Here is an 11,894-nt window from a genome sequence, read left to right as displayed (position 1 = left end):
CAGCAGGGCCAGCAGCCAGGACCGTGCACAGCATCGACAGGCCGAGGGCGAACGCGTGCAGGAGCAGGGACGCTCCGCCGCGTTGCAGCGGGTAAGTGGGCCACCGCGCACGGGGCCACCGCCAGGGCCGCGAGCCGGCCCGACCACGACACGGACCCGGCGAGCCGGTCCGTCGCACGGAGGCGGTCCGCAGGCGGGTCGTCGAGCGTCCGGTGGGCCTCACGGGCGGAAGCCGGGCGTGCCGCACGGCGCTTGCCCGGCCGGCCGGACTTCTCGGCTTCCCCGGTCTCGTCGTCCGGACGCGAAGCCCCGGCCGGCGGGCGGTCGTGCGGTCCAGACGTTCAAGGCCCAGGCGGTCGATCAGCTCGATCAGCTCCCCGCGGACCGGCCGGTGGCGGCTGCCCGGAGGGCCTCCTCGCGGACGTGGGGCATCTGCGTACCCGGCCGGTCGGAAGAACCGTACGTCTCGTGCGAACCGGCGGCGGGCTGCGTGCCCGTCTGCTCCACCTGGTACGTGCCGGTGGCAACGGTTGTCTCGGCGGACGGCTGGGCGGACCCGTTCGGCTCGTCGGGTATGGCAGGTTCGTTCGAGCGGGGCGGCGAAGAGCAGGTGGTCATACTCGCCTCCACGGGGAAGGGTGCGGCCGCTCCTGCGCCCCCGTCGTGTGACGAACGACGTTACGCTGACCATTACCAGGCGCCCCGTCACGCCGTGCCACTCGGGTGAGCCACCGGGATGACCGCCCGCACGGGAAAATCCGCCGACGCGCCGACATGTCGGGCCCCGGCCGCAATACAGCCGCCGGAAACGGGAATCCAGGAAGGGACACCCCGTGTCGCGGTACGCCAGGAGGAGGGCAGCCCGTGGATACGACCACAACGGTGATCACCCTGGCCGCGGTTCTCGCGGCCGTGGTCCTCGCCTTCGCCGTCGGCATCCTCGTGCGGCTGGTCAGAGCCCGGCGCGAACTGCGGCGCGCGGGACTGCCCACGGGCCCGCGCTGGGTCTTCTGGGGCGCGGTTCTCTATTTCGTGCTGCCTGCCGACGTGCTGCCCGACCCGGTGTACCTGGACGACATCGGCGTCCTGATGCTCGCTCTGCGCACCGTCCGCGGCTCCCTCGGCGAGCGGGAACGCAGTACGACACGCCGACCGGACCGCCAACCGGCCCGATGACTACGGAAAGTAAGGAAACCAACCACCCGTTCGATTCGTATAAGTCTCTGGGAGCCGAAACGAGTCGGCGGACCGGGTGGCCGTGCCCCTGGATCCGGCTTGATCGGCGCAGTACCGACGAGGGAGAGACGATGCAACCGTTCGCGCTCAACTACGCGCGCCCGGCAGTGGAGTTGGAAGCTGCCATTCCGTACGTGTACGACGCCGGACAGCAGCTGAACGTGCTCCACGACGGCCGGGTGGCCGCCTCCGACTTCGCCCTGTTGAGAGAGGTCGGCACCACGACGTCCACCGCCGGCTCCAAGACGCACTTCGACGACTGACCGCGGGCCGCCGACGATGACGGTACTGATCCTCACCTGCGAGGAGGATGTGACCGCGGACATGGTGGTCGTGCACCTGCACGCGACGGGGGTTCCTGTGGTCCGCGTCGACCCCGCCGATCTGACCGGCGGTGTCGCGCTGTCCGGGGAGTACGTCCACGGCCGTTTCCGTGGTCATCTGTCCGCCGGGGGACGACTGGTGAGCATCGGGGGGCTGCGGTCGGTGTGGGTACGCAGGCCGGGCACCCCGGCCGGGCGGGCGGCCCAGCCGTCCGCGTGGCTGACCGAGGAGGCCGCCCAGGCGCTCTACGGCATGCTGCGGGGCTCGGACGCGCGCTGGATGAACCACCCCGACGCGGCCCGCCGGGCCCGGCACAAGCCCTGGCAGCTGCGTCTCGCCCAGCGGTGCGGCCTGCCCGTGCCGGCGACGCTGATCACGACCTTCCCGCTCGCCGCCCGCGAGTTCTCGGAGCGCTACCCGGACCTGGTGGTCAAGCCGGTGTCGGGCGCGCATCCGCAGGACCCGCCCCGGGCCGTGCCGACCAGCCGGGTCCCACCGGACACGGACTTCTCCGCGGTCGCGTTCGGGCCGACGCTGCTTCAGCGTCGGATCTCCAAGCGGGCCGACATCCGTCTCACCGTGGTGGGCGATCGGATGCTGGCGGCCCGCAAGGCGGCCGCCGCGGACGCGGATCCCGACGAGGTCGACGTGCGGTTCGCCGCGCCCGGCGCACCATGGCGGCCCACCGACGTGCCGTCGTGCATCGCGCCGGGCGTCCGGGCTTATCTCCGGGATGCCGAACTGGCGTACGGGGCCTTCGACTTCGTGGAGGACGCCGACGGGACCTGGTGGTTCCTGGAGTGCAATCAGTCGGGGCAGTTCGGGTTCGTCGAGGTGGAGACGGGCCAGCCGATCGCCCGCACCATCGCCGAGTGGCTGGCGCGCCCCGTTCCCGAGGCGCCGTCGCACCTCAACGGCGCCAACACGACGGCCTGTTGAGTACCGGGACCGGCCGTCCACCGGTCCTGGTTCACTGTGGCCGCGGCCCGGGCAGCATGGCCGTACGCTGCCACCCCGTGCCCGGGGAGTGCGGGCGGTCGTAGCCGGGGGACTGCGCGGGCCGCATGACCAGCTCCAGTTCCCTGCTCACGCGTTCGGCCTCGCGGCGTACCTGTGCGGGCACATCGCCGCACTCCGCGATGAGTCGGTCGTAGATGGGGGAATCCTGGAACACCCGTCAACGCGCCTTTCTGCTCGTCGGCCCCGTAGCGGGGGCGAGAGAGCCGAGTGTAGGCGGACCGGTGCCCCGGAGTGTGAATTCCCCGGGTGGACTTGACGCAGACCGGACATCCGTGACATGCGGACGGCCGGGGCTCAGGCTCCTGTCGTGGAGCCCGGCCGGACGATCATCAGGACGGTGACCGTCGCCCACAGGAGGTTGAAGATGCCGGTGAACATGGCGAGTTGAACGGTTTTGCGGTGTTCGACGGCCTGTTCGCCGTTCAGTTGGCCGAGGACTTCCTCCTGTCGGGGCAGGACGAAGGCGACCAGGATGCCGGCGGCAGCGGCGGTCAGCGCGATGGACGTGACGAGCCATCCGCTGCCCAGGACACCCATCGCGGCGCCGGTGGCGAACCCGAAGAGCGGGACGGTCAGCCCGATACCGGCGTAGACGCGGCAGATGCGGTGCAGCAGCGCGACCGTACTCACCGCCGACGGGTCGGGGGCGACGCCGCCCGCGGGAACGGCGCGGCGCGCCGCGGGCGGGAACATGCTGGCCGCGACGGTCACGGGACCGATGGCGACGATGGCGGCCAGCACGTGCAGGGACAGCAGGATCTTGGTCACCGGGGCTCTTTCCATGATGCGGTCGACGGTGCCGGGCCCACGTTAGGGAGCCCGGACGTGATCGCCCATGGGCTGAAACGACAGCTTCCAACGGATTCCCGCCAACTCCTGTGACCTGCTCCGTTGTGCCCCGGGCCGGTACATCGGCGGTTCGTGCGCCTGGCGGGAATGCGCCTAGGGTGGCGGTCATGCACTCCGTGGCGATCCTGGTTCTCGACCGAGTGGTGCCGTTCGACATGGCGGCACCCCAGCAGACGTTCGCCTGGACCCATATGCCGGACGGGCGGCCGGCCTACCGGGTCCGGTTGTGTGCCGAGACGCCGGAAGTGCGCGCGGACGGCGGTTTCACCCTGCGCGTCGACCGGGGGCTGGAGGCCCTGGCGGAGGCCGACACGATCATCGTGCCGGGCTGCTCCCCCGAGGCCGCGCCGCCGTCCGAGCCGGTGCTGGCGGCCCTGCGGCAGGCCGCCGCGGCCGGTACGCGGATCGCGTCCGTGTGCGTAGGGGCCTTCGTGCTGGCGGAGGCCGGGCTGCTGGACGGGCTGCGCGCCACCACGCACTGGGTGGCCGCGGGTGACCTGGCCCGCCGGTTCCCGCAGGTCGAGGTGGAACCGGACGTGCTGTACGTCGACAACGGGCAGATCCTCACCTCGGCCGGTGCGGCCGCCGCGCTGGACCTGTGCCTGCACATGATCCGGCGGGATCTGGGGTCGGCGGTCGCGGCGAACATCGCCCGGATGTCGGTCATGCCGCTGGAGCGGGAGGGCGGGCAGGCCCAGTTCATCGTGCACGAGCACCCGCCGGTGCCCCGGGGGTCGGCGCTGGAGCCGCTGCTGGAGTGGATCGAGGACAACCTCGCACACGAGGTGACGCTGGGTACGCTGGCGGAGCGTGCGGGGATGAGCGAACGGACCTTCAGCCGCCGCTTCCGCGAGCAGACCGGCACCACACCGTTGCAGTGGCTGCTGCGGGCGCGGGTGCGGCGCGCCCAGTACCTGCTGGAGAACACCGACCACTCCGTGGAACGGATCGCGCGGCAGGCGGGGTTCGGCTCGCCGACGGCGTTCCGGGAGCGGTTCCGCAAGGTGGTGGGCACGACGCCGTACGCGTATCGCACGGCGTTCCACGGGAAGGCGAACGCCCCGGCGGCCCGTTCACAGGCCGCCGGGGCGACACCCGGTTCATGACCGGGCCCTACGAGATGTCAGCCGACCAGCGTCAGACCGTTCTCCCCGTCCGCGTCCGCTTCCTCGGACCGCTCCTTGGTGAGCAGCAGGGCGTCGGCCTTGGCGATGGCGTCGGTGATGTCGGACGTTCCCATCATCACGCACAGCGTGTAGCTGACGTCCTCAAGCTCGCGTGCCGCCGTCGGCACGCGCCTCTCCGCCTGAGCGATCCTCAGCGACGCGTATCGCGTCAGCAACTCCCTGACGACCTTCCGGTCCGGTACGAGCACGTAGCGCCCCTCTCTCTGTTTTCGCTGCGTATGCCCGAACCACGCGGAAACATTCACACGTTTTTCTCACCAGGGGCGGATTTGACGAAATCTGATCGCTTCTGACTGACCGTCAGGCGAGCTGACCGCGTGTGCACAGCACGAGACCCGGGGCGGCGCATGGCCGGCCCCGGGTCTCGTGGTCTGCTCAGGCGGCGTCCAGCTCCGCCAGTTCCTCCGGCGTCAGGGTGAGGTCGCTGGCGGCGAGCGAGTCGCGGATGGTCTCCGGGCGGCTGGCGCCCGGGATCGGGACGACCACGGGCGACTTGGCGAGCATCCACGCCAGGCACACGCGCTGCGGGCTCACGCCATGTGCCTGGGCGATGCGGGCGAAGGGGGCGTGGCCCGAGCCGAGTTCGCCGGCCTTCGAGATCCCGCCGAGGGGGCTCCAGGGCAGGAACGCGATGCCGAGGTCGTCGCACAGGTCCAGCTCCGGCTCGCTGGAGCGGAAGGCCGGGGAGAACTGGTTCTGCACGGAGACCAGGCGGCCGCCGAGGATCTCGTTGGCCAGGCGGATCTGCTCGGGGTTCGCGTTCGAGATGCCGGCCATGCGGATCTTGCCCTCGTCCAGCAGATCCCGGATCGCACCGACGGATTCGGCGTAGGGGACGCGCGGGTCGGGGCGGTGGAACTGGTAGAGCCCGATGGCCTCGACGCCGAGCCGGCGCAGGGACGCCTCGCAGGCCTCCTTGAGGTGGCGGGGGCTGCCGTCGAGCGTCCAGCTGCCGTCGCCGGGGCGCAGATGGCCTCCCTTGGTGGCGACCAGGACGTCGCCGCCGCGGTCGTGGGAGGCGAGGGCCTTGGCTATCAGGGTCTCGTTGTGACCGACCTCGTCGGCGCCGCGGTGGTAGGCGTCCGCGGTGTCGATCAGGGTCACCCCGGCGTCGAGCGCGGCGTGGATGGTGGCGAGGGAGCGGTCCTCGTCGGGTCGTCCCTCGATGGACATGGGCATCGCGCCCAGGCCGATCGCGCTGACGTCGACATCACCGATGCGGCGGCTGTGCATGTGCTCGTGACCTCTTCCGGCTGTCGCTGAGGCTGTCGGGCGATGGTGCACTCCAGCGTGGACGCCGGGCGGCCCAAGGTCCAATAGAAGAAGGAGAACGCATTCAGCACTCGGGCAGCTGAATCGCGGCCCGCCCCTCGGCCGCCGGGTCGGCGGTCCCTTGTCACGCGGGGATGAAACCCCGCTCCGGAGGACTCAATTCCCCCACACAGAACGGCGATCAGTACGGCGCTCCCCCACCTCGCTGCCATATTCGAGGACCGCTTCGGAGGTGGTTGTGAGCACAGAGGTGACAGCATCCGGTCCGGGGGAAACGGCGACGCCCGCACCCGGGAGCACCGCGGAACGCGTAGCCGCCCTGGAACGCCGTCGTGACCAGGCGGTGTCCCCGGGCGGGCCGCGCAGGCGCGGGGAGTTCTCGGCCCGGGAGCGGATAGAACGGCTCGTGGACAAGGACTCCTTCACAGAGACCGGCCTGTTCGTCCGGGCCCGGCCCGCCGGCCAGGACGCCCGCCGCCCCTACGGTGACGGCGTGGTCACCGGGTACGGCACGGTCGACGGCCGCCCGGTGTGCGTGTTCGCCCAGGACTCCACGGTGTTCGGCGGCAGCATGGGCGAGGCCTTCGGTGAGAAGACCGTCGCGCTGATGGACCTGGCCCTGAAGACCGGCTGCCCGGTGATAGGCCTGAACGACTCCGGCGGAGCCCGCATCCAGGAGGGTGTCGCCGCCCTCGCCCTCTACGCCGAGCTGGTGCGCCGCAACGTCAAGGCGTCCGGGGTGATCCCGCAGATCTCGGTCGTCCTGGGGCCGTGCGCGGGCGGTGCCGCGTACTCTCCGGCGATCACCGACTTCACGGTGATGGTGGACGGCGCCTCGCACATGTTCGTCACCGGCCCCGACGTCATCGAGACGGTCACCGGCGAACGCACCACGGCCGAGGAGCTGGGTGGCGCCCGCACCAGCAACACCGTCAACGGCAACGCCCACTTCCTGGCCGCCGACGAGGAGGACGCCCTCGACACCGTGCGCGACCTGCTGTCGTACCTCCCGGCCAACAACCTGGAACGGCCCCCGGAGTACGCCCCCGGGCACGCCCCGCCGGGGGATGCGCTCGACGAGGTCGTCCCGGACCGGCTGGGCGAGGCGTACGACATGCGGGCGATCCTGCACGCGGTCGTCGACGACGGTGAACTGCTCCAGGTGCAGGAGCTGTTCGCGCCGAACATCATCTGCGCCCTGGCCCGGATCGAGGGCCGCTCGGTGGGAGTCGTCGCCAACCAGCCGCTGCACGCCGCCGGGGTGCTCGACATCGACGCCTCGGAGAAGGCGGCGCGGTTCGTGCGGTTCTGCGACGCGTTCGGCATCCCGCTGCTGACCTTCACCGACGTGCCCGGTTATCTGTCCGGGGTACGGCAGGAGCAGGCCGGCATCATCCGGCGCGGAGCGAAGCTGCTGTACGCCTACGCCGAGGCGACCGTTCCCAAGGTCACGGTCGTGGTGCGCAAGGCGTACGGCGGCGGATACGCGGTGATGGGCTCCAAGCACCTGGGCGCCGACGTGAACCTCGCCTGGCCCACCGCCCGTATCGCCGTCATGGGCGCCGAGGGGGCCGTGGGCGTTCTGCACCGGCGGGAACTCGCCGCGGCCGACGACCCCGAGGCGCTGCGCGCCCGCCTGCTCAGCACCTACGAGCGCACCCACGGCACACCCTATCTCGCCGCCGAGCGCGGCTACGTCGACGCCGTCATCGCACCGCACGAGACCCGGGAGCAGGTCTGCCGCGCGCTGCGCGCCCTGCGCGGCAAACGCGCGCCGATGCCGGAACGCCGGCACGGCAACATCCCGCTGTGACCTCCCCGTTCGCTACCCGTAAGCCGATCCGCGCCGTAAGCCGATGCGCGCCGTACGCGATCCCCGCCGTACGCCGATCCGCGCCGTGAGGAGCCCCGCCTGATGGACAGCCGCCGCCCCCCGCTCGCGCCCGTGTGCCCCACGCTGCCGGAGTACGTCCGGCACTGGGCCGAAAACACCCCGGACCGCAGGGCGTTCACCTTCGTCGAGCACCCGGCACCGCACTCGCGCGGCGTCCACCGCACCCTGACCTGGCGCCGCCTGGACGTACGGGTGCGGGCGCTGGCCGCGCGCCTCGCCGACCAGGCCGCCCCGGGGGACCGGGTCGCGCTGCTGTGTCCGCAGGGCACGGAGTACGTCACCGCCTTCCTCGCGGCCCTGGCCGCCGGGCTGGTCGCCGTGCCGCTGTATCCGCCGGGCCTGCCCGGGCACGCGGACCGGCTCGCCGGTGTGCTGGCCGACGCGCGTCCCTCGGCCGTCGTGACCACGAGCCGCTGCCGGGACGAGGTGCGTGACTTCCTCGGCCCCGACGGACCGCGGATCGTGGTGGCGGACCAGGTGCCCGACGACGCCGGCCGCGACTGGCGGCCCGTCCCGCCGTACGCCGGGGCGACCGCCTACCTCCAGTACACCTCCGGTTCGACCCGCGCCCCGGCGGGTGTGGAGATCAGCCACGGCAACGTCGTCGCCAACGCCGGCCAGGCGCTCAGCGCCTACGGTGCCGACGTCCGCCCGGTGACCTGCGTGGGCTGGCTGCCGCTGTACCACGACATGGGGCTGGTGCTCAGCGTCGCGGCCCCGGTGGTGCGGGGCGGGCTGTCGGTACTGATGGACCCGGCCGCCTTCCTGCACGAGCCGGTGCGCTGGCTGCGGCTGCTCGCCGCGCACCCGAACGCCGTGAGCGCCGCGCCCAACTTCGCCTACGACTACTGCGCCGCGAGCGTCTCCGAGGACCAGAAGGCGGGCCTGCGGCTGGACCGGGTGACCGCGCTGATCAACGGCAGCGAGCCGGTCCGCCCGGGCACGGCCGACCGTTTCCACGCCGCGTTCGCCGCCCAGGGCCTGGCACCGCGGACGCACTGCCCGTCGTACGGGCTGGCCGAGGCCACCGTGTTCGTCTGCGCGGCCCGGCCGGGTGAGCCGCTCAGCCGGTTCGCGCTCGACCGTGACGCCCTGGCCGCCGGGAAGGCCCTGCCGGCGCGGCCGGACGATCCCCGCGCGGTGCTGCTGGCGGGCTGTGGTACCCCGGCGGGCCAGCGGGTCCGGATCGCCGACCCGGTGACCCGGGTCCTGTTGTCGGAGGGCGAGGTCGGCGAGATCTGGGTGCAGGGGCCGAATGTCGGCCGGGGCTACTGGAACCGGGGAGCGGAGGGCGTCTTCGGCGCCGAGTTCGCGGACGCCTCGGCCGGTCCGGGCGGCTGGCTGCGGACGGGTGATCTGGGGACGGTGCTGGAGGGGCAGCTGGTTGTCACGGGGCGGTTGAAGGACCTGATCATCGTCGACGGCCGCAACCACTATCCGCAGGACGTCGAGGCGACGGCCCAGGACACGGACCCGGTGGTGCGCCGCGACCGGCTCGCGGCGTTCGCCGTGCCGGGCGGCGGAGGTGAGCGGGTGGTGATCGTGGCGGAGCACGCGCGGACCGCGCGCCTCGCCGAGCTCGACGTGCCGGCCGTGGTACGGGCCGTGCGCGGTGCCGTCTCCGCCCGGCACGGGCTGCGGCTCGCCGACGTCGTCCTGGTGCCGCCGGGCACGGTGCCGCGTACCTCCAGCGGGAAGGTGTCGCGAGCCCTGACCCGGGCCCGGTATCTGGAGGGCGCGTACGGCGGGCAGGCCGGTGCGGCGACGACCGGTGGTGCGGGATGAGGTCCCTCGACGAGGGCGCGCTGCGCCGGCTGATCGCCGAACGGGTGGCCGTCTGGTGCGGCACCTCTCCCGAGGACGTCCCGATGGACCGGCCGCTCGCCGACCTCGGCATGTCCTCGCGGGACGCGGTCGCCCTGGCCGGTGAGCTGTCCCGGGCCACGGGCCGCGAGCTGCCGACGACGCTGCTGTGGGAGACGCCCACCGGTCAGGCCCTGGTGGCGCGGCTGTGCGGCACGGACGCCTCGGGAAGCTCGAGGGCAGCCGAGACGGCGCCGGTGCCGCGAGCCGGACTGCCGGGCGGGACGGCCGAGCCGGTCGCCGTCGTCGGGGTCGGCTGCCGTCTGCCCGGCGGGGTGCACGGCCCGGACGGCTACTGGCGGCTGCTGAGCGAGGGCGTCGACGCGATCCGGCGCGTCCCGGAGGACCGCTGGCGCGACTTCACCGACTTCCCGCCCCCCGACGCGCATCCGTACGGCGGCTATCTCGACGACATCGCCGGGTTCGACGCGGACTTCTTCCGCATCACCCCGCGCGAGGCGGCGGTGATGGACCCCCAGCAGCGGATCCTGCTGGAGGTCGTCCACGAGGCGCTCGACCACGCCGCCGTCCCGGCCGGGTCCCTGGCGGGCACCGCCACCGGGGTGTTCGTCGGGGTATCGGCCCCCGAGTACGGGCAGCTCACGGGCGCCGACCCGGCCGCGGTCGATCCCTGGGCGCCGGCCGGGGGCGCCCTGAGCGTGACCGCCGGACGGCTCGCCTACGTCCTGGACACCCGGGGGCCGAGCCTGGCCGTCGACACGGCCTGCTCGTCCTCGCTGGTCGCCGTGCACCACGCCTGCGTCAGCCTGCGCTCGGGCGAGAGCGACACGGCGATCGCCGCCGGCGTCAACCTGCTGCTGTCGCCGGCCGTCACCGTCGCCTTCCGCAGAGCGGGCGCGCTCGCACCGGACGGGCGCTGCAAGCCCTTCTCGGCGGCGGCCGACGGCATCGGGCGCGGCGAGGGGTGCGCGGCCGTGATCCTGAAGCGGCTGTCCGACGCCGAGCGGGACGGCGACCGCGTGCTGGCCGTCATCCGGGCCACCGCCGTCAACTCCGACGGCCGCTCGAACGGCCTGATGGCGCCCAACCCGGCCGCTCAGCAGGCGCTGCTGGAGAGCGCGTACGCGCGGGCGGGGCTCGCCGCGGCGCAGGTCGACTACGTGGAGGCGCACGGCACCGGCACCCCGCTGGGCGACCCGATCGAGGCGGGCGCGCTGGGCGCGGTGCTCGGCGCGGGCCGGGACCCGGACCAGCCGCTGCTGCTGGGTTCCGTGAAGGGCAACCTGGGGCACCTGGAGTCCGCCGCGGGCATCGCGGGCCTGGTGAAGACCGTCCTGTCCCTGCACCACGACAGCATTCCGCCGTCCCTGCACTGCGCGGAGGGCACGTCCCTCGCCGATGAGCGACTGAGGGTGGTGACCGAGCCGGAGCCCTGGCCGCGCTACGGCGGCACCGCCCTCGCGGGCGTCTCCGGGTTCGGCTTCGGAGGCACCAACGCGCATGTGGTGCTGGAGGAGGGACCACCCGGCCTGGTCCCCGTACGGCCGGCCGAGGAACCCGCCGCCCGCCTGCATCTGCTGTCCGACCTCGACGCCGGGCGCGTCCGCGACACGGCGGGCAGGCTCGCCGACTGGGTGCGCGAGAGCACCGCGCACCCCGCCGACGTGGCCCGGACCCTGGCCGGGCGCACCGGCCGCGGTCCCGTACGCGCCGCCGTGGTCGCCCGGGACCGCGCCGAACTCTCCGATGTCCTGGGCGCGTTGGCGGCGGGGCATCCGGACGCGCGGGTGGTGACCGGTGACCGTGACCGGGTGGGGCGCGGCCCGGTGTGGGTCTTCTCCGGGTACGGCAGCCAGTGGCCGGGCATGGGGCGCAGGCTGCTGGCCGAGGAACCCGCGTTCGCCGCCGCCGTGGAGAAACTCGACCCGCAGCTCGCCCCGGAGTGCGGCCTGTCCCTGTACGACCACCTGTCCTCCGGGGCCGGTCTCGACCGACTGGACGTCGCCCAGCCCGTGCTGTTCGGCCTTCAGCTGGCCCTCGCCGAGCTGTGGCGTTCGTACGGGGTCGAGCCCGCCGCCGTGATCGGCCACTCCATGGGCGAGGTCGCGGCGGCGGTGTGCGCGGGCGCGCTGGACGTGGCGGACGGGGCACGCGTCATCGCAGTACGGGCCCGGCTGCTGAACGGGCTGAGCGGCGGCGCGATGGCCGTGGTGGACCTGGACGACGCCGAACTGGAGTCCCTGGAGCGGGACTTCCCCGGTGTGCACGTCGCCGTGCACTCCTCCCCC

General features: G+C 73.0%; 12 protein-coding genes. 7 read left to right on the top strand and 5 right to left on the bottom strand.

Annotation, left to right across the window (positions count from 1 at the left end):
- Positions 1–369: 369 nt before the first annotated feature.
- A complete protein-coding gene (locus AOQ53_RS01810) occupies positions 370–618 on the bottom strand; it encodes a hypothetical protein (RefSeq protein ID WP_059414311.1) in 249 nt (82 codons plus the stop codon).
- Positions 619–864: 246 nt separating this feature from the next.
- Between AOQ53_RS01810 and AOQ53_RS01805 the strand changes: the two genes are divergently transcribed.
- The 3 genes from AOQ53_RS01805 to tgmB all read left to right on the top strand — a co-directional run bounded on the left by AOQ53_RS01805 (position 865) and on the right by tgmB (position 2,499).
- Positions 865–1,176: a YkvA family protein gene (locus tag AOQ53_RS01805; protein ID WP_059414309.1), complete on the top strand. Its 312-nt coding sequence runs from the start codon at positions 865–867 to the stop codon at positions 1,174–1,176.
- A 131-nt stretch (positions 1,177–1,307) separates the two neighbouring features.
- Positions 1,308–1,499 (top strand): putative ATP-grasp-modified RiPP, encoded by a 192-nt coding sequence (gene tgmA, locus AOQ53_RS01800; protein ID WP_037669517.1) that lies wholly within the window; start codon positions 1,308–1,310, stop codon positions 1,497–1,499.
- A gap of 16 nt (positions 1,500–1,515) precedes the next feature.
- The gene (tgmB, locus tag AOQ53_RS01795; protein WP_059414307.1) at positions 1,516–2,499 is read left to right on the top strand and encodes an ATP-grasp ribosomal peptide maturase; all 984 of its coding nucleotides are present in this window, start codon (positions 1,516–1,518) and stop codon (positions 2,497–2,499) included.
- Between the two features lie 31 nt (positions 2,500–2,530).
- On the opposite strand, the gene AOQ53_RS01790 is transcribed toward tgmB, so the two are convergent.
- On the bottom strand, positions 2,531–2,734 hold the full coding sequence (locus AOQ53_RS01790; protein ID WP_059414305.1) for a hypothetical protein: 204 nt from the start codon (positions 2,732–2,734) through the stop codon (positions 2,531–2,533).
- A 140-nt stretch (positions 2,735–2,874) separates the two neighbouring features.
- The gene (locus tag AOQ53_RS01785; protein WP_059414303.1) at positions 2,875–3,348 is read right to left on the bottom strand and encodes a hypothetical protein; all 474 of its coding nucleotides are present in this window, start codon (positions 3,346–3,348) and stop codon (positions 2,875–2,877) included.
- Positions 3,349–3,536: 188 nt separating this feature from the next.
- Here AOQ53_RS01785 and AOQ53_RS01780 point away from each other — a divergent pair, with 188 nt between their 5' ends.
- Positions 3,537–4,535, top strand: coding sequence for a GlxA family transcriptional regulator (locus tag AOQ53_RS01780; protein WP_059414313.1), 999 nt, complete (start codon positions 3,537–3,539; stop codon positions 4,533–4,535).
- A gap of 17 nt (positions 4,536–4,552) precedes the next feature.
- Here the strand turns inward: AOQ53_RS01780 and AOQ53_RS01775 are convergent, their stop codons facing one another.
- Entirely contained in the window at positions 4,553–4,804 is a 252-nt protein-coding gene (locus AOQ53_RS01775; protein ID WP_059414301.1) for a DUF5133 domain-containing protein, read from the bottom strand.
- Positions 4,805–4,991: 187 nt separating this feature from the next.
- A complete protein-coding gene (locus AOQ53_RS01770) occupies positions 4,992–5,849 on the bottom strand; it encodes an aldo/keto reductase (RefSeq protein WP_059414299.1) in 858 nt (285 codons plus the stop codon).
- Positions 5,850–6,138: 289 nt separating this feature from the next.
- Here AOQ53_RS01770 and AOQ53_RS01765 point away from each other — a divergent pair, with 289 nt between their 5' ends.
- From AOQ53_RS01765 to AOQ53_RS01755, 3 genes are all read left to right on the top strand, one after another.
- Positions 6,139–7,701, top strand: coding sequence for an acyl-CoA carboxylase subunit beta (locus AOQ53_RS01765; RefSeq protein WP_059414297.1), 1,563 nt, complete (start codon positions 6,139–6,141; stop codon positions 7,699–7,701).
- Between the two features lie 102 nt (positions 7,702–7,803).
- Complete coding sequence (locus tag AOQ53_RS01760) at positions 7,804–9,567, top strand: fatty acyl-AMP ligase (RefSeq protein WP_059414295.1); 1,764 nt, start codon at positions 7,804–7,806, stop codon at positions 9,565–9,567.
- Positions 9,564–11,894 (top strand): type I polyketide synthase (locus AOQ53_RS01755; RefSeq protein WP_148640274.1); only part of this gene is annotated, 2,331 nt, incomplete at its 3' end. The genes AOQ53_RS01760 and AOQ53_RS01755, both read left to right, overlap by 4 nt.

The organism is Streptomyces azureus, assembly GCF_001270025.1.
Classification (GTDB): Bacteria; Actinomycetota; Actinomycetes; order Streptomycetales; family Streptomycetaceae; genus Streptomyces; species Streptomyces azureus.
Note: the sequence above shows the minus strand (reverse complement) of the source record. Positions and strands in the feature narration are given on the sequence as shown.

Bases quoted from the DNA above. Each gene is read 5' to 3' on its own strand.
- AOQ53_RS01780 (WP_059414313.1), top strand. From the start codon at position 3,537: ATGCACTCCGTGGCGATCCTGGTTCTCGACCGAGTGGTGCCGTTCGAC.
- AOQ53_RS01760 (WP_059414295.1), top strand. From the start codon at position 7,804: ATGGACAGCCGCCGCCCCCCGCTCGCGCCCGTGTGCCCCACGCTGCCG.
- tgmB (WP_059414307.1), top strand. From the start codon at position 1,516: ATGACGGTACTGATCCTCACCTGCGAGGAGGATGTGACCGCGGACATG.
- tgmA (WP_037669517.1), top strand. From the start codon at position 1,308: ATGCAACCGTTCGCGCTCAACTACGCGCGCCCGGCAGTGGAGTTGGAA.
- AOQ53_RS01770 (WP_059414299.1), bottom strand. From the start codon at position 5,849: ATGCACAGCCGCCGCATCGGTGATGTCGACGTCAGCGCGATCGGCCTG.
- AOQ53_RS01810 (WP_059414311.1), bottom strand. From the start codon at position 618: ATGACCACCTGCTCTTCGCCGCCCCGCTCGAACGAACCTGCCATACCC.